This is a genomic window from Ectopseudomonas guguanensis (genome assembly GCF_900104265.1).
Classification (GTDB): domain Bacteria; phylum Pseudomonadota; class Gammaproteobacteria; order Pseudomonadales; family Pseudomonadaceae; genus Aquipseudomonas; species Aquipseudomonas guguanensis.
This window is the reverse complement of record NZ_FNJJ01000004.1, coordinates 293,806-316,889: the sequence shown is the minus strand read 5'-3', so window position 1 is coordinate 316,889 and position 23,084 is coordinate 293,806. Positions and strand designations below refer to the sequence as shown.

Annotated in this window: 18 protein-coding genes; 12 read left to right on the top strand and 6 right to left on the bottom strand. The window is 65.8% G+C overall.

Going from position 1 to position 23,084, the window contains the following annotated elements; genetic code table 11:
- Window positions 1-238 precede the first annotated feature (238 nt).
- Window positions 239-1,483: an MFS transporter gene (locus BLS61_RS08260; protein ID WP_090429732.1), complete on the top strand. Its 1,245-nt coding sequence runs from the start codon at window positions 239-241 to the stop codon at window positions 1,481-1,483.
- Between the two features lie 174 nt (window positions 1,484-1,657).
- Here BLS61_RS08260 and BLS61_RS08255 read toward each other — a convergent pair whose 3' ends face one another.
- The 4 genes from BLS61_RS08255 to BLS61_RS08240 form a co-directional block, all read right to left on the bottom strand.
- Window positions 1,658-2,842, bottom strand: coding sequence for a YeeE/YedE thiosulfate transporter family protein (locus BLS61_RS08255; RefSeq protein WP_090429730.1), 1,185 nt, complete (start codon window positions 2,840-2,842; stop codon window positions 1,658-1,660).
- 380 nt (window positions 2,843-3,222) lie between these two features.
- Window positions 3,223-4,149, bottom strand: coding sequence for a sulfurtransferase (locus BLS61_RS08250; protein WP_090429728.1), 927 nt, complete (start codon window positions 4,147-4,149; stop codon window positions 3,223-3,225).
- Between the two features lie 103 nt (window positions 4,150-4,252).
- Window positions 4,253-5,482: an acyl-CoA dehydrogenase family protein gene (locus tag BLS61_RS08245; RefSeq protein ID WP_090429726.1), complete on the bottom strand. Its 1,230-nt coding sequence runs from the start codon at window positions 5,480-5,482 to the stop codon at window positions 4,253-4,255.
- The gene (locus BLS61_RS08240) at window positions 5,479-6,438 is read right to left on the bottom strand and encodes an aliphatic sulfonate ABC transporter substrate-binding protein (RefSeq protein ID WP_090429724.1); all 960 of its coding nucleotides are present in this window, start codon (window positions 6,436-6,438) and stop codon (window positions 5,479-5,481) included. The genes BLS61_RS08245 and BLS61_RS08240 overlap by 4 nt, the downstream gene beginning before the upstream one ends.
- Window positions 6,439-6,825: 387 nt before the next feature.
- On the opposite strand from BLS61_RS08240, the gene BLS61_RS08235 reads away from it, so the two are divergent.
- From BLS61_RS08235 to BLS61_RS08220, 4 genes are all read left to right on the top strand, one after another.
- On the top strand, window positions 6,826-8,145 hold the full coding sequence (locus BLS61_RS08235) for an OprD family porin (protein ID WP_090429722.1): 1,320 nt from the start codon (window positions 6,826-6,828) through the stop codon (window positions 8,143-8,145).
- Between the two features lie 79 nt (window positions 8,146-8,224).
- Window positions 8,225-9,217: an aliphatic sulfonate ABC transporter substrate-binding protein gene (locus BLS61_RS08230; RefSeq protein WP_090429720.1), complete on the top strand. Its 993-nt coding sequence runs from the start codon at window positions 8,225-8,227 to the stop codon at window positions 9,215-9,217.
- Between the two features lie 3 nt (window positions 9,218-9,220).
- A complete protein-coding gene (locus BLS61_RS08225) occupies window positions 9,221-10,051 on the top strand; it encodes an ABC transporter permease (RefSeq protein WP_090429718.1) in 831 nt (276 codons plus the stop codon).
- Window positions 10,048-10,779 carry an ABC transporter ATP-binding protein gene (locus tag BLS61_RS08220; protein ID WP_090429716.1) on the top strand — a complete coding sequence of 244 codons (732 nt, stop codon included), beginning with the start codon at window positions 10,048-10,050 and terminating at the stop codon, window positions 10,777-10,779. The genes BLS61_RS08225 and BLS61_RS08220 overlap by 4 nt, the downstream gene beginning before the upstream one ends.
- A 210-nt stretch (window positions 10,780-10,989) precedes the next feature.
- Here BLS61_RS08220 and BLS61_RS08215 read toward each other — a convergent pair whose 3' ends face one another.
- The gene (locus BLS61_RS08215) at window positions 10,990-11,655 is read right to left on the bottom strand and encodes a YcxB family protein (protein ID WP_139205543.1); all 666 of its coding nucleotides are present in this window, start codon (window positions 11,653-11,655) and stop codon (window positions 10,990-10,992) included.
- Between the two features lie 1,322 nt (window positions 11,656-12,977).
- On the opposite strand from BLS61_RS08215, the gene chrA reads away from it, so the two are divergent.
- From chrA to BLS61_RS08175, 7 genes are all read left to right on the top strand, one after another.
- Window positions 12,978-14,312 (top strand): chromate efflux transporter, encoded by a 1,335-nt coding sequence (gene chrA / locus BLS61_RS08205; RefSeq protein ID WP_090429710.1) that lies wholly within the window; start codon window positions 12,978-12,980, stop codon window positions 14,310-14,312.
- A gap of 280 nt (window positions 14,313-14,592) precedes the next feature.
- On the top strand, window positions 14,593-14,682 hold the full coding sequence (locus BLS61_RS08200) for a hypothetical protein (protein ID WP_021490657.1): 90 nt from the start codon (window positions 14,593-14,595) through the stop codon (window positions 14,680-14,682).
- Between the two features lie 10 nt (window positions 14,683-14,692).
- Entirely contained in the window at window positions 14,693-16,381 is a 1,689-nt protein-coding gene (gene kdpA / locus BLS61_RS08195; protein WP_090429707.1) for a potassium-transporting ATPase subunit KdpA, read from the top strand.
- Between the two features lie 13 nt (window positions 16,382-16,394).
- Complete coding sequence (gene kdpB / locus BLS61_RS08190; protein ID WP_090429705.1) at window positions 16,395-18,452, top strand: potassium-transporting ATPase subunit KdpB; 2,058 nt, start codon at window positions 16,395-16,397, stop codon at window positions 18,450-18,452.
- Window positions 18,453-18,644: 192 nt separating this feature from the next.
- Window positions 18,645-19,202, top strand: coding sequence for a potassium-transporting ATPase subunit KdpC (gene kdpC, locus BLS61_RS08185; RefSeq protein WP_090429703.1), 558 nt, complete (start codon window positions 18,645-18,647; stop codon window positions 19,200-19,202).
- Between the two features lie 10 nt (window positions 19,203-19,212).
- Window positions 19,213-21,861 (top strand): sensor histidine kinase, encoded by a 2,649-nt coding sequence (locus BLS61_RS08180; protein WP_090429701.1) that lies wholly within the window; start codon window positions 19,213-19,215, stop codon window positions 21,859-21,861.
- Window positions 21,861-22,553, top strand: a complete 693-nt coding sequence (locus BLS61_RS08175; RefSeq protein ID WP_090429699.1) for a response regulator — start codon at window positions 21,861-21,863, stop codon at window positions 22,551-22,553. The genes BLS61_RS08180 and BLS61_RS08175 overlap by 1 nt, the downstream gene beginning before the upstream one ends.
- On the opposite strand, the gene BLS61_RS08170 is transcribed toward BLS61_RS08175, so the two are convergent.
- Window positions 22,550-22,999 carry a GNAT family N-acetyltransferase gene (locus tag BLS61_RS08170; protein ID WP_090429697.1) on the bottom strand — a complete coding sequence of 150 codons (450 nt, stop codon included), beginning with the start codon at window positions 22,997-22,999 and terminating at the stop codon, window positions 22,550-22,552. The two genes, BLS61_RS08175 and BLS61_RS08170, sit on opposite strands and share 4 nt — an antisense overlap.
- Window positions 23,000-23,084 lie beyond the last annotated feature (85 nt).

The window sequence follows — 23,084 nt, the reverse complement described above, 5'->3', positions numbered from 1 at the left end:
GCCTCCCACCCGAGCGAGGCCTGAACCATACCCCCACCGCCGCACGGAACGTTGGAGGGGCTTCAGCCGCGACTGCACAATATCTGTCGATGCTGCCCGAAATATTTCCACCACCACCACGCAATGGAGCAACCTGCGCAACAGCCTGTTCCCGCGTTTGCCCCGTGGCGGCGCCATGCCGTAGATTGGCCGGCCCACCTCGACCGGAACTGCCCGGTCATGCCTCGAGGTTCGCGTCGTGCCTGCTGCCGTTCCCGCTTCCGTCTACCGCCTTCCCGGCTTCCTGCCGTTTCTCGTCGCCCGCGTCGTGGTGGTGTTCGCCGTGCAGATCCAGGCCATCGTGGTGGCCTGGCAGGTCTATGACCTGACACGCGATCCGCTGTCGCTGGCCTATGTCGGCCTGGCCCAGTTCATCCCCATGCTGCTGCTGTTGATGCCGGCCGGTGACCTGATCGACCGCTTCGATCGCAAGCTGATCCTCATGCTCAGCTGGCTGGTTGAGGGCGTGTGCGCCGCCGCGCTGCTGTGGCTGTCGCTGAGCGAGGCGGCGGTCAGTTGGTACTACGCGGTGCTGGTGCTCTACGGCTGCGGCCGCGCCTTCACCGGGCCGGCGCTATCGAGCCTGCTGCCGCAGATCGTGCCGCGCGAGCGCCTGGCTGCGGCCATTGCCGCCAACAGCATGATCATGCGCGGTGCAACCATCTCCGGCCCGGTGCTGGGCGGCGGCCTGTATGCCATCGGTGGCGGCGGTTTGACCTACTCGGTGTGCCTGGTGTGCTTCCTCATCGGGACCGCGCTGCTGCCGCTGGTGCCGGTGCGCTACGCGGAGAAGATGCAGGCGCTGGAAGCTACCGCCTGGGCGCGGTTCACCGCCGGTATCCATTTCATCCGCACGCGGCCGATCATCCTCGGCACCATCTCGCTGGACCTGTTCGCCGTGCTGCTCGGCGGCGTGGTGGCGCTGCTGCCGATCTACGCCCAGGAGGTGCTGGAGGTGGGGCCGACGGGCCTGGGTCTGCTGCGCAGCGCCATGGCCATCGGCGAAGTGACGGTGGGTCTGTACCTGAGCGTGCGGCCGTTCAACCGTCATGTCGGCCTGGTGATGTTCGCCGCGGTGGCGCTGTTCGGCGTGGCCAACCTGGTGTTCGCGCTGTCCAGCCTGTTCTGGCTGTCGTTCGCCGCGCTGGTGGTGGCGGGCGGTGCGGACATGGTGAGCATGTACATCCGCTCATCCCTGGTGCAGTTCTCCACCCCGGACGCCATGCGCGGCCGGGTCAACGCGGTGAACATGCTGTTCATCGGCTCTTCCAACGAACTGGGCGAATTCCGCGCCGGCACCAGCGCCGCCTGGTTCGGCGTGGTGCCGGCGGCGCTGATCGGCTGCGCCTGCACCCTGGCGGTGACCGGCGGCTGGATGCTCGGCTTCAAGAGCCTGCGCAGGGTCGACCGCTTCGAGGATGCCTCGCCGAGCAAGGCGGCCTGAGCGCTGGTGTCGCAGCTTGACGTGGTGCGCACAGCGCACCCGGGGTAATCGTGTAGGGTGCGCCGCGCGTACCGCCCCCACCCAGCGCTAGATCGGATGCAACCGTAGCCCGGATGAAATCCGGGGAAACCTGCAGCAGAAGACCCCGGATTTCATCCGGGCTACGAAGGTGCATCAGCCCAAGCGCAACAGCGGCCGCAGCTTCAGCCCAAGCACTATGCCCACCAGGCAGAACAGGCCGAACATCCAGCCCGACGCCGCGCCGGCCATCACTCCGGACAGCAGCGTGCCCACGGTGCAGCCCAACGCCAGCAGGCTGCCCCAGCCCAGCAGCACGCCGCCGAGCAGGCCGCGCAGCCAGTCGCGGGGTGCGCCGCTGCTGGGACGGAAGTCGCCGGCGGCCAGTGCGCTGGCCCATGCCGCGATCATCAGGCCGATGACGAACAGGCCGTTGTTCGACAGCAGCGTCTCCTTGACCACCGTGGCGCAGCCGGAAAAGCCGTCCAGTCCCTCCAGGCGCTGTGGCAGCCAGCCCAGGCTGTCCGCCCCGGTGCGCGCCAGGCTGCCCAGTTCGGCCGTCACCCCCAGCGGCGCGACGCGAAAGTAAGCCAGCACCGCCAGCCCACCGATCAGCACGCCGCCGACCCAGGTCGGCCAGCGTGCGCCGAACAGCAGCGACCACAGTCCTTGAGCTTCAGTCCTCGAGCCCGCCTGGCGATAACGCAGCAGCCAGGCGGCCAGCGTACCCAGCAGCGCCAGTTGCAGCAGCAGCGAGCCGCCGTAACCGAGCCGCCCGGGCAGCCAGAGCACCGGCGCTTCCTGCAGGGCGGCCAGATACAGCGGGTTCCAGCTGAGAAAGCCCAGGGCGAAGCCGAGCAGTGCGCCAGCGAGCGCGGCCAGTGAGGCGAAATTGCCCTCGCCGAGGCGATACAGGTGCGCGCTGATGCACGAGCCGGAAATCGCCATGCCGATGCCGAACACCGTGGCAGCCAGAGCCAGCACCCAGCTCAGCGGACCGATATGGGCATCCGGGGGCAGGCGCCCGCCGCTGGGGTCGGGCAGGAAGGCGCCGAACACTGCGTGATAGCCGAGGGTGCCGACCGCCAGGGCGGCGAGCAGGCCGAGCAGGCCGTCCGGCACGCGGCGCTCGACGAAGTCGCGGGTCACGCAGAAGAAGCAGAAGCGTGAACGCTGCAGCAGCAAGCCGAATAGCGCGCCGCTGGCCAGCGAGTAGCTGAAGGCGCGGCCTTCGTTGCTGCCGTCGGCCAGTTGCCAGCTCCAGGCGAGCAGGGCGATGGCGATCAGGCCGGCCGTGGCGATGGGTAGCGTTGCGCGGGGGGCGGTGATGCTGGCGGTCATGGGGTGTCCTTGCCCGGCGAAAGCGGGCCCGGTGTTTGGACCGTAATGCTGTTCACATAAGAAAGGGTCGAACGCAATCAATCCCCTCGCCCCTCTGGTGAGAGGGTTAGGGCGGGCCGCGTTCGGAGAGGAAATGGCAGTCCCGCGGTGTTTTCGGCCCTTTCCCCTAACCCCTCTCCACTAGGCGTGCCCCCAATAAATGGGAGAGGGGAACGAAGTGTGTACAACCTTAAGTGAACAGCATTCCGGTGTTTGGACCGGGGCCGCGTTGTGCGTGACTGACGTTTGTTTTGTAGGAGCGGCTTCAGCCGCGAAAATCGCGGATAAATCCGCTCCTACAGAAAGCATCAGCCTTAATAGCGGTGGATCGGTTCAAGCCCTTACTTGCCGCCCCAAACGGTACCGGCCAGGTTCACCACCGGCACGCCCACGGCATTGCCGTACTCGGTCCAGGAACCGTCGTAGTTGCGCACGTCGTAGCCGAGGATCTTCTTCAGGGCGAACCAGGTGTGGCTGGAGCGCTCGCCGATGCGGCAGTAGGTGATGATCGGTTTGCTGCCGTCGATGCCCACCGCGGCGTAGACCTTCTTCAGCTCCTCGGCCGACTTGAAGGTGCCATCAGCAGCCACCGCCTGACCCCAGGGCACGTTCACCGCGCCGGGTACGTGGCCGGCGCGCACGGCCAGCTCCTGCACGCCCTGCGGGGCGAAGACCTTGCCGTTGTATTCGTCCGGCGAGCGAATATCCACCAGTTGCACGTCGCTGCGCTTCTCGGCGGCGGCCAGCACGTTTGGCAGGAAGGCGCGCAGCTCCTTGTTGGCGGCCTTGACCGTGACGTTGCCGGCTTTCGGCGTGCTGGTGCGGCTGTCCAGCTGACGGCCTTCGGCTTCCCACTTGGCGCGGCCGCCGTCGAGCAGCTTGACGTTATCCACGCCGTACACGTCGAACACCCAGGCGCCCCAGGCGGCGAACCAGTTGTTGTTGTCGCCGTAGAGAATGGTGGTGCTGTCGTCATTCACCCCGGCCTTGCGCAGCAGTTGCTGGAAAGCTTCCTGGCTGGCGATGTCGCGGCGTACCGGGTCGACCAGGTCGCTGTGCCAGGCGAAGTTCACCGCGCCGGGGATGTGCCCGCGCTCATAGACGCCGGGCACCACGCTGACTTCGATGATGCGTACCTTGGGATCTTTCAGGTTCTTTTCCAGCCAGTCGGTACTGACCAGATAGTCGCTGGCGGCCTGCGCCGTCAGCGTGTGCAGCAGGGTGGCGGCGGCCAGCAGGCCGGCGCCGAACAGGGTCTTGATAGTCATTGTCGACGACCTCTCGAAGGTTGGCAGATTTCAGGCTAGTCAGCCTTTATCGAAGCGAGATACCGCTTTTTTCTATGCATATTCCCGGTTGAGCGCACCTCCCTCAGCCGTACAGCGACGGCTGCGGCCCCTGGCCGCTGAGCAGCCAGTGACCGAGGTCGCGCACCTTGTAGTCGATGGGGTCGTGCAGGCTGTGCACCCGCACGTTGCGCCAGAAGCGGTCGAAGCCGTAACGCGAGCTGGTGGCACGGGCGCCCATGGCTTCGAAGATCTGGCTGGTGATTTCCAGCGCGGCGCGTGCCGCCACCACCTTGGCCTCGCTGATGGCCAGCGCCACCTCGGCGCGTTCGGCAGCGGTCAGCGCCGGTTTTTCCCAAGCGCTCTGCAGGCGCTGGGCGGCGTGCTCGGCCAGGGGCAGGGCGCTGCGATAGCGCAGCCACAGCTCGCCGTAACGTTGCTGGATGAAGGGATCGTCGCTGGCATTGGCCACGCCTGATGCCGGCCAGGCGCGACTCTGCTCGCGGGTGTAGCGTAGCGCTGCGTCCAGCGCGCCCTGGGCATTGCCCAGGTAGAGCTGGGTGAGGATCAGCTGCGACAGGCAGGCGCGCAGGGTGGTACGCGGGCTGGGGCCGACCGGGCCGAGCAGCTCGCTGGCGTCGACGAACACCTGCTCGAACTGCACGGTGCCGCTGTCGGTCTGGCGCTGGCCGAAGCCGTCCCAGTCGCTGTTCACGGCCAGGCCCTCGCGCTGGCTGGGCAGGACGATGAACACGCGATCCTCCGGGCTCCTGCCGCGCGGTGCGCTGACCACCAGCGCATCGGCGCCCAGCGCGCCGGAGCAGAACGACTTGCTGCCGTTGAGCTCGAAATGCTCCTCGCGCGGGCTGAGCACGAGGCCGGTGTCGCGGCCGTTGGTGGCGTTGCCCCAGAACCAGCGCTCCTGCACCGTACGCGTCAGCCAGTGGCGCTGCTGATCGGGGTTGCCGAACAGCACGATGGTCGCCACCTGCAGGTGCTGGAAGGCGAACAGGTGGGCCAGCGAGCTGTCCACCGCCGCCAGGTAGCGCACGATGCGGTAGATTTCCGGCCAGGCCGCGCCCTGGCCGCCGTATTGCTGCGGCACGGCCAGGGTCAGCAGGCCGCTGTCGCGCAGCAGCTCGCGCTCGGCCTGCGGGCTGCCGCCGGTGCGATCACGCTCCACCGCGGTGGCCGCCAGGCGCCGGGCCAGGCGTTCGACCTTGGCCGTGCGGTTGCCGAAATCCACCGGGAACAGGTGCGCGGCCAGCAGCGGTTCGTCACGCAGGCTGGGGTGCAGGCGGGCCTCGGCACTCATTGCGGGCTCCAGATGCTGACTTCGCGGGCATCCACCGAGGTCGGCAACAGGCTGGCGCCGTAGAAGGCATCGGCGATCTTCTGCTGCTCGGCGAGGCTGTCCGGCTGCACCAGGCGCACCTGGTAGCTGCGCTTGGCGTTGGCTTTCTCGACGATGGCCGGGTCGAGGTTGCCCCACAGCGGGCCGAGGATTTCAGCCGCCTGGCGCGGGTTGGCGCGCAGCCAGTCGCCGGTCTTCACCAACTCGTCGAACACCGTCTGCAGCACCTGCGGATGGCGCTTGGCGAAGGTGACGCTGGTCAGGTAGTAGCGCTGGTAATCGGCCAGGCCCTTGCCGTCGGCGAGGATGCGCGTCGGCAGTTGCTGCTGGGCGCTGCTGAGGAAGGGTTCCCAGGTGACCCAGGCGTCCACCTTGCGGTTCTCGAAGGCGGCGCGGCCGTCGGCCGGGGTCAGGTAGGCCGGTTCGATATCGCTGAATTTCAGGCCGGCCTTGTTCAGCGCGGCGATCAGCAGGTAGTGCACGCCGGCCGCCTTGGTCACGGCGACCTTTTTGCCCTTGAGGTCGGCCAGGCTTGTGATCGGTGAATCCTCGCGCACGATGATCGCCTGCGCGCTGGGCGAGGGCGCTTCCTGGGCGAAGTAGGCGAGGTCGGCGCCGGCGGCCTGGGCGAACACAGGCACGGTGTCGGCGACATCGGCGGAGAGGTCGATATTGCCGACGTTGAGCGCTTCCAGCAGCGGCTGGCCGTTGGGGAATTCGTGCCAGCTGATGGCAATGTTCTGGTCGGCCAGTGCCTTCTCCAGAGTGCCCTGGCTCTTCAGCAGGCTGATCAGCGTGGATGATTTCTGATAGCCGATGCGCAGCTGCTGGGCGGCCTCGGCGATGGGGGCGGCGAGCAGGCCGATGGCCAGGGACACGGCAATCAGCACGCTGCGGTTGGAATGCGTCTTGGACATGGCGGCATCTCGATGCGGACACGTACCGGCCATGCGTAGCGGCGGATCACGTGTACTTCAGTGTTGGGAAAGAAGTCCGGTGATCCGGTGAAGAGAAGCTAGTCGATCTAAAAAGCCGTTGTTAAATAATTTTTAGTCATGAGCTAAGGCCGATTTGTCAGGCAGGTCGCCAGCGGTCTTATATTCTTTTTTGTTACTACAAAGTGAAAAATAATTCTTTTTAGGGATTAACGAGTATTTCGTAGATTAGCCACCAGCCGACAGCGGACCACCGCATCGGGCCCGAATCAGGGGCTCTTATTGCCAACTTCGTCGTGTCGGTCGTCCGTCGAGCCCCTGTGCAGTGCCCAGCCTATAACAGCCTACACAGCACCTGGAGCATCGAGCATGAACAAGTCCAACCTGGCGCTGGCCGTCGCCCTGGCCGCTCTGGCCACCGAAGCGACCGCCGCCGGTTTCATCGAAGACAGCAAGGCCAGCATCGGCCTGCGCAATTTCTATTACGACCTCAACAACAAGAACACCGCCAACAACAACGGCGAGGCGCAGGAGTGGGGGCAGGGCTTCATCTTCAACTACGCCTCCGGTTTCACCGAAGGCACCGTCGGTTTCGGCCTCGATGCCATCGGCCTGCTGGGCGTCAAGCTGGATTCCGGCGGCCGCAATACCAAGACCGGGCGCGACCGCACTCCCGGCCAGCTGTTCCCGCTCGATAGCGACGGCAGCGCGGTGGACGAATACAGCAAGGCCGGCGTGACCGCCAAGGTGCGCCTGTCCAAGACCGAGGCGCGCCTCGGCACCCTGCTGCCGAAGCTGCCGGTGGTGACCTTCAACGATGGCCGCCTGCTGCCGCAAACCTTCGAGGGTGGGCAGATCACCTCCAACGAGATCGACGGCCTGACCCTGACCGCCGGCCAGCTGGAAAGCACCAAGACCCGCAGCTCCACCGACGACATCGCCCTGCGTATCGCCGGTGCCAGCGGTGACGCCGACAGCAACAAGTTCTACTTCGCCGGTGGTGACTACAAGCTGACCAAGGACCTGACGCTGCAGTACTACTACGGCAACCTGGAAGACTTCTACAAACAGCACTTCCTCGGCCTGGTGCACAACTGGGCGATCGGCCCGGGCTCGCTGAAGACCGACCTGCGCTACTTCGACAGCGGTTCCGACGGCAAGAACGGCAGCGCCTCCGGTCGCGCCCAGGGTTACCGCAGCGCCGGCTACTGGCGTGCCGGCGAAAGCAGCACCGGCGAGGTCGACAACCAGACCTGGAGCGCGCTGTTCACCTACACCCTGGGCAGCCACTTCGCCAGCCTGGGCTACCAGCAGGTCGAAGGCGACAGCGCCTTCCCCTTCCTCAACCAGGGCGGCGGCTCCTCGTCCTACCTGATCACCGACCGCCAGATCGGCAAGTTCCAGAACGCCGGTGAGCGCACCTGGGTGGCCGAGTACGGCTACGACTTCGCCAAGCTCGGCGTGCCGGGCCTCAAGGCCAGCGTCGCCTACCTCAAGGGCGACAACGTCGATTCCGCCAACGGCGACCTGAAGGAATGGGAGCGCGATTTCCGCCTCGACTACACCCTGCAGGACGGCCCGCTGAAAGGCCTGGGTGTGTCCTGGCGCAACGCGACCCAGCGCGGCAACGTCACCACCGATGCCGACGAGAACCGTTTGATCCTGAGCTACACCCTGACGCTGCTCTGATCCAGCAACCCAGTTGTGACATCTCCTGACCGGCCCGCCAACGGGCCGGAAGGTATTTCATCCAAGTGAGGAGATGACCATGAACAAGAATGCCTTGCGCGTTGGCCTGGCGGCGCTGTTCGCCGCCTGGTTGCCAGTCGCCGTACATGCTGCACCACCGCAAGAAGTCCGCCTGGACTACGCCTACTACGCCCCCACCAGCCTGGTGCTCAAGCAGCAGGGCCTGCTGGAAAAAGCCCTCGCGCCGCAGGGCATCGCTGTCAAATGGGTATTCAGCCAGGGCAGCAACCGTTCGCTGGAATACCTCAACGGCGGCAGCACCGATTTTGCCTCCACCGCCGGCCTGGCTGCCGTGCTCAGCCGCGCCAATGGCGCACCGATCAATACCGTCTACGTCGCGAGCCGCCCGGAATGGACAGCGCTGGTGGTGCCCAAGGACTCGCCCATCCAGTCGCTGGCCGATCTCAAGGGCAAAAAGGTCGCCGCCACCAAGGGCACCGACCCTTTCCTGTTCCTCCTGCAAAGCCTGCAGAAGGCCGGGCTGGACAAGAACGCCGTGGAAATCGTCCACCTGCAACATCCTGACGGTCGCATTGCCCTGGAGCGCGGCGACGTGCAGGCCTGGGCGGGGCTTGACCCGCTGATGGCGGCCAGCGAGCTGCAGGCCGGCTCGCGCCTGCTGTACCGCAATCGTGATTTCAACAGCTACAGCGTGCTCAGCGTCACCGAGAAGTTTGCCAAGGAGCAACCCGAGCTGATCCAGCAGGTGATCGCCGCCTACGAGCAGGCGCGCCAGTGGGCCATCGCCAACCCCGATGCCCTGGCCCAGTTGCTCGCCGACGAAGCCAAGCTGCCGCTGGAAGTGGCCAAGCTGCAACTGTCGCGCACCGACTTCAGCAACTCGCAGCCGGGCGCTGAACACATCAAGGCGTTGAAAGCCGCCGCGCCCATCCTGCTCGACGAGCAACTGGTGCGCCCGGGCACCGACGTGGCCCAGGTGGTCGACCAGCTGATCCAGCCGCAACTGGCTGCCCAGGTGATCGGCCAGAGCGTGGCCAAGGCGGGGAACTGACCGATGGGCGCGCTCAACCTCGTCATCGGTCGCTGGGTCGAACGGCTTCCCGCCTGGCGGCCGGCACTGACCGACCTGCGTGGTTGGGTGGTGCCCCTGCTGCTGCTGGCCCTGCTGGAAATCCTGGTGCGCAGCGGCGTGTTGCCCGCGCACCAGATGCCCGCACCGAGCCAGGTGGCGCAAACCCTGTACCTGCTGGCGCAGAGCGGCGAACTGTGGCGGCATCTGCACGCCAGCCTGCTGCGCGTCGGCGCCGGCTTCGCCATCGGCGCCGCGCTGGCCATCGTCATCGGCACCTGGGTGGGCTTGAGCCGCCGCGCCGAAGCCTATCTGGAGCCGACCTTCCAGGCGCTGCGGGCGATTCCCAGCCTGGCGTGGGTGCCGCTGTTGCTGCTCTGGCTGGGCATCGACGAAACGCCGAAGATCGTGCTGATCGCCCTCGGCGCCTTCTTCCCGGTGTACCTCGCGCTGCTTGCCGGCATCCGCAACATCGACCGCAAACTGGTGGAAGTGGGCCGGCTCTACGGCCTCTCGCCCCTTGCGCTGGTGCGCCGCATTCTCCTGCCCGCTGCGCTGCCGAGCCTGTTCACCGGCCTGCGCGGCGCGCTCAGCCTGAGCTGGATGTTCCTCGTCGCCGCCGAACTGATCGCCGCCACCCGTGGCCTTGGCTACCTGCTCAGCGACGGTCGGGAAACCTCGCGGCCGGATCTGGTGATCGCCGCCATCCTGCTGCTGGCGCTGCTCGGCAAACTCAGCGACAGCCTGCTCAAGGCCTGGGAAACCCGAGCCCTGCGCTGGCGCGACAGCTTCCAGGGCGGGGAGGGCGGAGCATGAGTGCGCTGCTGAAACTGCAGAATATCCACAAGGCCTTCGCTGACGTGCGTGTGCTCGAAGACGTCAGCCTGAGCCTGGCCGCTGGCGAAGTGGTCAGCCTGCTCGGCCCCTCCGGTTGCGGCAAGAGCACCCTGCTGCGCATCGCCGCCGGGCTGGATCAGGACTATCAGGGCGGGCTGGAACTCAACCCGCTGCTCAACTTCGGTCGTGGCAGCGGCATCGGTGTGGTGTTCCAGGAACCCCGACTGATGCCCTGGCTGAGCGTGGCGCAGAACGTCGGCTTCGCCGATGGCTGGGTGGCTGACGACCAGTGGATTGAACAACTGTTGCGCGACGTCGGCCTGCACGGGCGTGGCGAGGCGCTGCCCAAGCACCTCTCCGGCGGCCAGGCCCAACGCGTGGCGATCGCCCGCGCCCTGTACGGCAAACCGCAGGTACTGCTGCTGGATGAGCCCTTCAGCGCGGTGGACGCCTTCACCCGCATGAAGCTGCAGGACCTGCTGGTGGAGCTGGCCGCCCGCTACGAGATCGCCGTGCTGCTGGTCACCCATGACCTCGACGAAGCCTTCTACCTCAGCGACCGCGTGCTGATCCTCGGCGGCACACCCAGCCGCCTGCAACGCGAACTGGCCGTGCCCCTGACCCGCCCTCGCGACCGCCGCTCGGCCGAACTGGCCTATCTGCGCGGCGAAGCGCTGACCGAGCTGTACCAGTCGCACGTGCTGTAAACGAACTCTTCAAGGTGGAGTACTTTTTCGGGCCGTCAGGCCCGATTTTTTTTGTTCGCGTCGCACGCACCTACGTAGCCCTGATGCATCCGGGGCTAATCGTGTGCTCGATATGTCCGCGTTCTGATCGTAGGGTGCGCCGTGCGCACCGGGCTCTGGAACCCCGCAGGTTGTAAAGGTAGTAAATAAATCTGCCACCTTTGAGAGTTGTCAACTTTGGGAGTTAGCGCGACCAACGATATTCCTCAAGCTCTGCTTGGGAAGGTTGTCTTCCCAGTTTTTTGCAAAGCTCCGCAGCAATGTCGTCATTTGCCATTTTTCTTGTGCTTCCCATTCCAGTCTTTTTGTGCGGGCCTTGTCCTTACGGCTGTCACGCTGCCCGATTAGTGCTTTAGCCTCGCGATAAAAAATATCGCAGTCCATGTTGGATTCAAAACTCTGCTTTTTCAAGGCAATAAAATAATAAGGGACTTTTGTCAGGAGAATAATATGGCTTTTGTATGGAATTATCGACTCGATGGCATGCCAAGATAGTGTGACTTCTATGTTTTTTGATGTTTGCTGGATGCCTTCTTCGTTTATTTTATGCTCGATGTCCCCAATCGGTATGCCGCCTCTAACGGTTTTTAGCATATAAAACAGAGACGATAGCGCAAGACCGATGACGCAGAATGTTCCGCACAGAAAAGCACCCATAAAGATTAAGGTCAGTATAAGTTTTGGTTCAGCCTGCGTCCAAGGTATATAGAGCCATGCAAATAGTATCCATAGAAAAACAAAGCTCAGAAGAAATCTTGAGCTCCGAAGTCCCGTATAAAATACCAGAAAGCCCATTTCTCTAGGTTTGTAGTTGCTTGATATTTTTCGGTGTCTCATCTATTTGCTCGGCATGGGTAATCAATAGGAAGCAGTTTTTTGTAGGGGGATCTATAGTTCTTGTGGAAATAAATCTATGCCTGAGAGTTTAGGGATAGATTGAACGCTTGGCCCCCGCTGCGCGAACTACAGAATGGCCAGGGCGCAAGAGCCCAGAACAGGCCGGATATACGAATGCAACCGCGCTGACGACATGTGCAAAAGCAAAGCTTTACTCACTACTTGTGGGGAGAGTCCATATACAGTTGTTAGGTACTCGTTATCGCACGGAGCGCTTCGTTGAGTGCAGAAACTACTGTGGGTCGCATTTTTGGTGATTTCAATTTTGCTGGAAGACGACTTAGCCAGTGCCTATTCGGACCGAGAGTCGTTCCGCGGAGCGTTGATAAACGACGAGTTGTTGGCAGAGGATTCAATGACAAGATTCTGATGCACTCTGCAAGCTGCTCAGAGGAAGAGAAATACAAAACCGTACCTTGAATCTCAACGCATATGATTACAAAGCCCTTGTGAGGTACTGCCTTGGGTGCCTCTGGTAAAAATTTATTAGATTTAAACCAAGGTTCGCCGTCTTGCTCAATGTGTACCCAAAACGCGAGCGGAGCATTTCGCCACGAATCAGCGTATTCGATCCAATACTCAGCAGCGGCCATAAAGAGTACCTAACATTAATTAGACGACGTTCATGTCGCTTTTTCACACGACACCTGTCGCATAACTTTCCTTGTCGTCCTGCAAGTCCTTGTTCCGATTGAGAGTGGTCACATGAAACGCGACAGCACCTAGCAAGAAACACGACAGAGATAACGGCAAGCCTAATCTGCTGGAACACTGCGCCAGCAAAACCAACCCAGAACCTATTCCATCCACCGCGGCGCTGTCCATGCTCCTTGGGCAAAATGCCATATGGCTGGTTTGCCGTTGAGGTTGATTCAAGCCTGCTCACAGCCACCCACAAATTCTGTGAACACTGCTGTGGATAACCTTTGCAAAAGCCCTCCGCGCCTAGCATTCAAGCGGGCCATGGCAGCCCGTTCAGTTTTTGCCCAATGACGTTTTGCTGGCGTTATCGCCAGGCGGAATAACGCTTTTAATCAATAACTTGGCTCGGGTTATCAACGGCTGGGCCGGGCGGCAGCGTGTTGCCGAGTGTCGTGCACAGAATCTGGGGAAAGTGCTGTGGATAAGATGCGGGAAAACTCGTCCGGGCCACGTGGTGCAAGGGCTGCGCGGGGCTGGTGATTTTTCGTGCGTTGTCGCGCGGCGGTCATGTTATGCGGCTATAGTGCCCGGTCGATTTTGTCCACCGATGGAGCCCTCCGATGTCCGAATCCCCTGAGCGTCCCACCCCGGTCAGTTTGCTGCAGGCCTTCTGGTTCTGGTTGAAGCTGGGGTTGATCAGTTTCGGCGGGCCGGCCGGGCAGATTTCGATCATGCATCAGGAGCTGGTGGAGAAGCGCCGCTGGTTGTCCGAACGGCGCTTTCTGCATGCGCTGAACTACTGCATGTTGCTGCCCGGGCCGGAGGCGCAGCAGTTGGCCACCTATATCGGCTGGCTGATGCACCGCACCTGGGGCGGGGTGATCGCCGGGGCGCTGTTCGTGCTGCCGTCGCTGCTGATTCTGGTCGCGCTGTCCTGGGTCTATCTGGCGTTCGGCGACGTGCCGCTGGTGGCCGGAATCTTCTATGGCATCAAGCCGGCGGTGACGGCCATCGTCGTGCAGGCAGCCTGGCGTATTGGCGGTCGGGCGCTGAAGAATCGCTGGCTGTGGGCGATCGCCGCGGCGGCTTTCGTCGCCATCTTCGTGCTGCACCTGCCGTTCCCGCTGATCGTGCTGGGCGCCGCGTTGGTGGGTTACATCGGAGGGCGCCTGGCGCCGCAGCACTTCGCGGTCGGCGGTGGCCATGGCGAAAAGGGCGGCGCGCATGCGCCAGCCTTGATCGATGACGATACGCGCCTGGCGCACACACACTTTCGTTCCAGCCGCCTGGCGCTGATCCTGCTGGTCGGCGTTGTGCTGTGGTTGCTGCCGATGGGCCTGCTGACCCTGACGTTCGGCTGGGATGGCACGCTGACGCAGATGGGCTGGTTTTTCACCAAGGCGGCGCTGCTGACCTTCGGCGGCGCCTATGCGGTACTGCCCTATGTGTATCAGGGCGCGGTGGGCCACTACGGCTGGCTGACGCCGACGCAGATGATCGATGGTCTGGCCCTGGGTGAGACCACGCCGGGGCCGCTGATCATGGTGGTGGCCTTCGTCGCCTTCGTCGGTGCCTTTGGCCAGCCGGTGTTCGGTGGCGATTCGGCCTTCGCCAGCGGTGCATTGGCGGCGGTGCTGGTCACCTGGTTCACCTTCCTGCCGTCGTTCCTGTTCATTCTCGCCGGCGGGCCGCTGGTGGAGTCGACCCACGGCGAGCTCAAGTTCACTGCACCGCTGACCGGCATCACCGCCGCCGTGGTCGGGGTGATCCTCAACCTGGCGCTGTTCTTCGGCTATCACGTGCTCTGGCCCGAGGGTTTCGCCGGCACCTTCGACTGGGTGTCGGCGTTGATCGCCAGCGGGGCGGCATTGGCCCTGTTCAAGTTCAAGCGCGGGGTGATCGAGACCATTGCCGGTTGCGCTGTAGTCGGGCTGGTGGCGCATCTGTTGATTTGATGGGGGCTTGGCATCGCTTGGTGGGTTACGCGGCGCGTGGAGTGGGTACGCGGCTGTGGTAGCGGTGTGCTGCGCCGCTAACCCACCCTACGAACTGCCTCCTTGCAGCCGCGATAGCCGCGACGCCTCGATAAGTCGCCGCTGAAGCGCCTCCCACAGACTCGTCCCGCCTCATCAATACGATTTCTTTACGCCCCGGCACTGGGGCGCCAATCGAATCTTTACGGCCAGCCTTTCGACAATGCTCGCGAGCGGATTCCCCGCATCGTGGAGCTTTGTGATGAACGCAATCGATGGTGTGTCGCTGATCCTGGTGGTCGGCCTCTTCGCCTACCTGCTGTCGGCCCTGCTGACCGCCGGGCGTGGTTGAGGAGGCGGCCATGCACGACTACGACTGGCTGCTGCTGGCGGCCTTTTCCCTGCTGGTGCTGGCACCGGCACCCTTTCTCGGGCGCTACTTCTATCGCGTGATGGAGGGCCAGCGCACCTGGCTCAGCCCTGTGCTGCAGCCGCTGGAGCGGCTGTGCTACCGCGTGGCCGGCGTCGACCCGGAGCAGGAGCAAAGCTGGCGCGGCTACGCCCTGGCGCTGCTGGCCTTCACCCTGGTCTGCCTGCTGGCGCTGATGAGCATTCTGCTGCTGCAGGGCGCCTTGCCGCTCAACCCGCAGCAGGTGGCGGGGATGAGCTTGCCGCTGGCGTTCAATACGGCGGTGAGCTTCGTCACCAACACCAACTGGCAGGCCTACAGCGGCGAGGCGCAGCTCAGCTACTTCAGCCAGATGATCGGCCTTGGCGTGCAGAACTTCGTCAGCCCGGCGGTGGGCCTGGCGGTGCTGGTGGTGCTGTGCCGGGGCCTGGCGCGGCAGTCCAGCGACCGCCTGGGCAACTTCTGGGTCGATATCATCCGCGCCGTGCTCTACGGCCTGTTGCCGCTGTGCCTGGTGCTGGCCGTACTGCTGGTGTGGCAGGGCGTGCCGCAGAATTTCAGCGATTACGTGTCGGCCACCACCCTGCAGGGCAGCGAGCAGAGCCTGCCGATGGGGCCGGCGGCCAGCCAGATCGCCATCAAGCAACTGGGCACCAACGGCGGCGGCTTTTTCGGCGTCAACTCGGCGCATCCGTTCGAGAACCCCACGGCGCTGAGCAACCTGCTGGAGCTGGCGTCGATCCTGCTGATCCCGGCGGCGCTGGTGTTCACCTTCGGCCACTACGTGCGTGACCTGCGCCAGAGCCGGGCGATCCTGGCCAGCATGCTGCTGTTGTTCGTCATCGGCCTGGGCGTGTGCGCCTGGGCGGAGCTGCAGCCGAACCCGGCGCTGGCCGGGCTGCCCATCGAGCAGGTCGGTTCGCTGGAGGGCAAGGAGGCGCGCTTCGGCAGCTTCGCTTCGGCGCTTTGGGCGACCACCACCACGGCGGCGTCCAACGGCTCGGTGAACGCCATGCACGACAGCTTCAGCGCCCTCGGCGGCCTGGTGCCGCTGGTCAACATGCTGCTCGGCGAGATCGTCTTCGGCGGCGTCGGCGCCGGCCTCTACGGCATGCTGCTGTTCGTGCTGATCGCGGTATTCCTCGCCGGCCTGATGATCGGCCGCACCCCGGCCTACCTGGGCAAGAAGCTGGAGGCGCGCGAGGTGCGCCTGATGGTCGCCACGCTGCTGGTGATGCCGCTCGGCGTGCTGGTGTTCGGCGCCCTGGCGGTGAGTTTCGCCGGCCCGGCGGCGTCCATCGGCAACCCCGGCCCGCATGGCTTCAGCCAGGCGCTGTATGCCTACGGTTCGGCCACCGGCAACAACGGCTCGGCCTTCGCCGGCTTCGGCGCCGATACCCCCTACCACGATCTGATGCTCGGCCTGGCCATGCTGCTCGGGCGCTTCGGCTACATCCTGCCGGTGCTGGCGATTGCCGGCAGCCTGGCGGCCAAGCGCGCCGCGCCGCAGGGGCAGAACAGCTTCCCCACCCATGGGCCGCTGTTCGTCGTGCTGCTGACCCTGACCATCCTCCTGGTGGGTGGCCTGACCTTCATGCCGGCGCTGGCCCTGGGCCCGCTGGCCGAACACCTGGCGTTCTGAAGGAGAAACCGTGATGAATGCCCCCGTAACGGCGCAACGCAGCGCCCAATCGTCCAGCAGCCAGCCGCAGACCGGCATCGCTGCGCTGTGGCGCCCGGCCCTCAAGCAGGCCTTCGTCAAGCTCGACCCCCGCCAGCTGCTGCGCTCGCCAGTGATGCTGGTGGTGGAGCTGACGGCGCTGGTCACCAGCGTGCTGTGCTTCGTCCCCAACCCAGCAGTAAGCACTGCCCTGGGCGTGCAGATCGCCCTGTGGCTGTGGTTCACCGTGCTCTTCGCCAACTTCGCCGAGGCCCTGGCCGAGGGCCGTGGCAAGGCCCGCGCCGACAGCCTCAAGTCCGGCAGCCAGGGCCTGATGGCGCGCAAGCAGGTCGGTGCGCAGTTCCAGTCCGTGCCGGCAAGCAGTCTGCGCAAGGGCGACGTGGTGCGAGTCGAGGCCGGTGAGCTGATCCCCGGCGACGGCGAGGTGATCGAAGGTGTCGCGGCAGTCAACGAAGCGGCGATTACCGGCGAATCCGCGCCGGTGATCCGCGAATCCGGTGGCGACCGCTCGGCGGTCACGGGTAACACCCGGCTGGTGTCGGACTGGCTGCTGGTGAAGATCAGCGCCAACCCCGGCGAGTCTACCCTCGACCGCATGATCGCTTTGGTCGAAGGCGCACGCCGGCAGAAGACGCCCAACGAGGTGGCGCTGGATATCCTGCTGATCGGCCTGACCCTGATCTTCCTGCTGGTGGTGGCCACGCTGCAGCCGTTCGCCCGTTTCGCCGACGGCGACCTGCCGCTGATATACCTGGCGGCGCTGCTGGTGACGCTGATCCCGACCACCATCGGCGGCCTGCTCTCGGCCATTGGCATCGCCGGCATGGATCGCCTGGTGCGCCTCAACGTCATTGCCAAGTCCGGCCGCGCCGTGGAGGCCGCCGGCGACGTGCACACCCTGCTGCTGGACAAGACCGGCACCATCACCTTCGGCAACCGCCGTTGCAGCGCCATGGTCAAGGCGCCAGGTGTGTCCACGCTGGAACTGGCCGAGGCGGCGTTGCTGGCCTCGCAGGGCGACGACACGCCGGAGGGCAAGTCCATTGTCGAATACCTGGCGGCGCTGCACCCGATGGCGGTGCCCGAGCGCAGCGGCATGACCCTGATCGCCTTCAGCGCCGAGACGCGCCTGTCCGGTGCTGACGTGGGTGGCGTGGCTTATCGCAAGGGTGCGGTGGACGCCGTGCTGGCCTACCTCGGTCTGGGCCGTGACGAACTGCCGGCGCCGCTGGCGCGCGAGGTGGAGAAGATCGCCCAGAGTGGTGGTACACCGCTGCTGGTGGCCGGGGCTGGGCGCCTGCTCGGCGCCATCCACCTCAAGGACGTGGTCAAGCCGGGCATCCGCGAGCGCTTCGCCGAGCTGCGCGCCATGGGCATCCGCACCGTGATGGTGACCGGCGACAACCCGCTGACCGCCGCCGCCATCGCTGCCGAGGCCGGTGTCGACGATGTGATCGCCGAGGCCACGCCGGAGAAGAAACTGTCGCGTATCCGCGCCGAGCAGGCCGAAGGCAAGCTGGTGGCCATGTGCGGCGACGGCGCCAACGACGCCCCGGCGCTGGCCCAGGCCGACGTCGGGCTGGCCATGAACGACGGCACCCAGGCCGCGCGCGAGGCCGCCAACCTGGTGGATCTGGACAGCGACCCGACCAAGCTGATCGACGTGGTGCAGGTGGGCAAGGAGCTGCTGGTGACGCGCGGCGCGCTGACCACCTTTTCGGTGGCCAACGACGTGGCCAAGTACTTCGCCATCCTCCCGGCGCTGTTCGCCGGCATCTACCCGCAGCTTGGCGCGCTCAACCTGATGCAGCTGCACAGCCCGCAGAGCGCGATCCTCTCGGCCATCGTCTTCAACGCCCTGATCATCGTCGCGCTGATCCCGCTGGCGCTGCGTGGCGTGCGCATCCAGGCGCTGGACGCCGGTCAGTTGCTGCGGCGCAACCTGCTGATCTACGGCCTCGGCGGGCTGGTTGCGCCCTTCATCGGCATCAAGCTGCTCGACCTGCTGCTGGTGGGGTTGGGCTGGGTGTAACCGCGTTGTTTCGTTCACACGCGGTCTGCTCCCTCTCCCGTTCATGGGAGAGGGCTGGGGAGAGGGTGGGGCAGGCCACTCGGTATTACCGGATAGACCCTCTCCCCCGGCCCCTCTCCCGCAAGCGGGAGAGGGGAGACAAGCGACGTAGCCCGGATGCAATCCGGGGCAATCTGAATCAGGAGACTCATCATGCTCAACCATATTCGCCCCGCCATCGCCACCTTGGCTTTCATGACCCTGTTGGTCGGGGTCGCCTATCCCTTGAGCGTCACCGGCGTGGCCCAGGTGGCCTTCCCCGATCAGGCCGCCGGCAGCCTGGTGCGTGACGATGCCGGCCAGGTACGCGGTAGCCGCCTGATCGCCCAGGCCTTCGACGGCGATCAGTGGTTCCAGCCGCGCCCCTCGGCCGGCGACTACGCCACTGTGGCCAGCGCCGCCAGCAACCTCGCGCCGAGCAATCCGCAGCTGCGCGAGCGCATCGAGCAGGCCAGCACCGGCCTGAGCGGCCAGGCGCCGCTGCCGATGCAACTGGCGACCACCTCGGGCAGCGGCCTCGACCCGCACCTGTCGCCCGAGGCGGCGGCCTGGCAGGTGCCGCGTATCGCCCAGGCCCGTGGCCTGGCCGAGGCCGAGCTGCTGCGCCTGATCGAAGCGCACACCGAGCGCCCGCTGTTCGGCCCGGCGGTGGTCAATGTACTGGCTCTGAACCTGGCGCTGATCGACAATCCCTCCACTTCCTCCCAGTGACGAGTGCTCGATGAACGACAGCCTGCGCGCCGAAGCGCTGCTCGCCGACCTGCCCCGCGAAGGCCGTGGCCGGCTCAAGGTGTTTCTCGGCGCGGCGCCGGGCGTGGGCAAGACCTACGCCATGCTCCAGGCCGCCCATGCGCAACTGCGCCAGGGCGTGGCGTTGCGCGCCGGGGTGGTGGAAAGCCACGGCCGCAGCGAAACCGAGGCGCTGCTGCTGGGCCTGCCGCAACAGCCGCCGCTGCGCCTGCCCTATCGCGGCCTGGAGCTGAGCGAGATGGATCTCGACGGCCTGCTGGCCGACCCGCCCAAGCTGGCGCTGGTGGACGAGCTGGCGCACAGCAACGCACCCGGCAGCCGTCACGCCAAGCGCTGGCAGGACGTGCAGGAACTGCTCGCCGCCGGCATCGACGTCTACACCACGGTCAACGTCCAGCACCTGGAAAGCCTTAACGACCGCGTCCGCGATATCACCGGCGTGCAGGTGCGCGAGACGGTGCCGGACTGGGTGCTGCAGGAAGCCGACGAGATTCAGCTGGTCGACCTGCCGCCGCGCGAGCTGCTCGAGCGCCTGCGCGACGGCAAGGTGTACATGCCCGAGCAGGCGCGGGCGGCCATCGACGCCTTCTTCTCACCGACCAACCTCACGGCGCTGCGCGAGCTGGCCATGCAGACCGCCGCCGCGCGGGTCGATGCCGACCTCGACCAGCGCTACCGTCAGCTCGGCCAGGCCGCGCCCAGCGTGCTCGGGCGCCTGCTGGTGGGGGTGGACGGCGATGGCGAGGCCGAGCGTCTGGTGCGCCACGCCTGCCGGGTCGCCGAGCGCCGCCATCTGCCCTGGTCGGTGGTGCATGTGAACGGCCGCCGGGCCATGGACGAGCAGCAGCGCGGGCGTCTGCAAGCGGCGCTGCGCCTGGCCGAGCGCCTTGGTGGCGAGGTGGTGACGCTGCACGGCGACTCGGTGGCGCGCACGCTGCTCGACCACGCCCGCGAACGCCGCGCCAGCCTGATCCTGGTCGGCAGCAGCACACGACGCCTGCGTCGGCGCTGGTTCGGCCGTGGCCTGGGCGAGCGCCTGCTGGCTGCCGGTGCCGGGCTGGAGGTGAGCGTGCTGGATGCGGCCGGGGCCCAGCCTCCGGCTGGTCGGCGTGTGCGCATCGCGCCGCGCTGGCGCGACTACCTGCTGGCCGCGCTGGCTGCCGCCTGCGCCACGCTGATTTCCCTCGGCCTGGCGCGGGTGCTGGAGCTGCCCAACATCTCCCTGGCGTTCCTCGCCGCCGTGCTGCTGGTGGCGGTGCGCAGCAGCCTGGGCCCGGCGCTGGCCTGCGCGGGGCTGTCGTTCCTGGCCTACAACTTCCTGTTCATCCCCCCGACCCTGACCATGCGCATCCAGCGTCAGGAAGATGTGCTGACCCTGCTGTTCTTCCTGCTCATGGCCGGGTTGACCGGCAACCTGGCCAGCCGCCAGCGGCGCCAGGTGCAGGCGTTGCGCCAGGCGCAGGGCGAAACCACGGCGCTGCTGGAGCTGTCGCGCAAGCTCACCGTCGCCGCCGATCGCCAGGCCGTGCTGGCGGTGGCCGAGCAGCAACTGGGTGGCTGGCCGGACGTGCAGCTGACGCTGCTGTCGCGCAGTGCGGACGGGCAGTGGTGCCACGAGGGTGGCCAGCGCGTCGAGCTGGCCGATACCGAGCGAGTCGCTGCCGATTGGGCCTGGCAGCACGAGCAGGCGGCGGGCCTGGGTACCGATACCCTGCCCAGCAGCCGCTGGTGGTGGTGGCCGCTGTGCGGGGAGGAGGGGCCGCTGCTGCTGATCGGTCTGCAGAGCGCGCAGGGCACGCCGCTGGCCGATGAACGGCGGCGTCTGATCGCTGCCCTTGGCCAACCGCTGGCACAGGCCCTGGCTCGCGCGCAACTGGCCGAGGAGCTGGAGGCGGCGCGCCTGCACGGGCAGACCGAGGAGCTGCGCAGCGCGCTGCTGGCTTCGGTGTCGCACGACCTGCGCACGCCGCTGACGGCCATGCGCGGCTCCATCGACAGCCTGCTGGCGCTGGGCGAGGCGATCCCCGAGGCGGATCGCCGTGAATTGCTGGAAGGCACCCGCGACGAGGCCGAGCGCCTCGACCGCTATATCCAGAACCTGCTCGACATGACCCGCCTCGGCCATGGCGGGCTCAAGCTGGCGCGCGACTGGGTGGCGCCGAGCGATATCGTCGCCAGCGCCCTGCAGCGCCTGCGCGCGGTGCTCGCGCCGTTGCAGGTCGAATGCCTGCTGCCGCCACAGCCGCCATTGCTGCATGTGCATGCGGCGCTGATCGAGCAGGCGCTGATCAACGTGCTGGAGAACGCCGCGCGCTTCTCGCCGCCCGGCGGGCGCCTGCGCGTGGCGCTGGAATACGATGAGCAGGAGCTGCGCTTCGTGGTCGCCGACCAGGGCCCTGGCATTCCCGAGGCGGAACGGGCGAAGATCTTCGACATGTTCTACACCGCAGCGCGGGGCGATCGCGGCGGCCAGGGCACCGGCCTGGGCCTGGCCATCTGCCAGGGCATGGTCGGTGCCCACGGCGGTCGCGTCACGGTCGGCGATGGCCTCGATGGCCGTGGCGCCAGCCTGACCCTGCACCTGCCGCTGACCGCGCAGCCACAAGCCGAGGACGACTGATGAGCCAGGGGCCGAGCATTCTGCTGATCGACGACGAAGCGCAGATTCGCAAGTTCCTGCGCATCGCCCTCAGCGCCCAGGGCTATCGGGTGCTGGAGGCGGCCAACGGCGAAGACGGCCTGGCCCAGGCGGCGCTGCATAGCCCCGATCTCGTCGTGCTCGACCTCGGCCTGCCCGATCTCGATGGCCAGCAGGTGCTGCGTGGCCTGCGCGAATGGAGCCAGGTGCCGGTGCTGGTGCTCTCGGTGCGTGCCAGCGAGGGCGAGAAGGTGCTGGCGCTGGACGGCGGCGCCAACGACTACGTGACCAAACCCTTCGGCATTCAGGAATTCCTCGCCCGGGTGCGCGTGCTGCTGCGCCAGGGCCAGGGCCGCGAAGCGCTGCCGGCGAGCATCGCCTGTGGTGCGCTGAATATCGACCTGGCCTATCGCCGGGTCAGCCTCGACGGCACCGAGATCGCCCTGACGCCCAAGGAATACGCGGTGCTGGCGCTGCTCGCCCAGCACCTCGGGCGGGTGGTGACCCAGCAACAGTTGCTGCGTGATATCTGGGGCCCCAGCCATGTCGGCGACAGCCATTACCTGCGCGTGGTGGTCGGCCACCTGCGGCAGAAACTCGGCGACGACCCGGCCGCGCCACGCTACCTGATCACCGAGGCGGGGGTCGGGTATCGCCTGCGTGAACCTGCCTAAAGCTCCAGCACCAGGCGCAGACGATCCCGATGCTGCAGGCCATTCTCGAACAATGGCTCGGGGTAGTGCTGCAGGAAGTAATCCGGCTCGACTGCTACCACGCGAAAGCCGGCGCGCTGGTAAAAGGTCAGCTGGTGGCCGAAGCTGCCGGTGCCCAGTTCCAGACGCTTGGCACCCAGTTGCCGGGCCTGGTCGATGGCGTGGTGCAGCAGCAGGGCGCCGATACCCCGACCCTGGCGTTCGGGCGCCACGGCGATGTTCATCAGTTCCCAGGTAGCGGCGCTCAGGGTCTTGATCACGTAGACGCCGACGACCGCGTCGTCCAGGCGCGCGACCACGCAATGACCGTCCGCCAGATAGCGGGCAATGGCGTCGGTGCTGGGATCGGCTTCGAGCAACAGCGCCAGTGGCGCTTGCTCGCCGGGAATCCTGTGCAGGCTGATCATGCCGTCATCCTTGAATGATGTTTTGGTTATAAATAAATCATTATTTATTCTTTTTGTTTCGTTTCGTTCCTGAGCATAGTGAGCA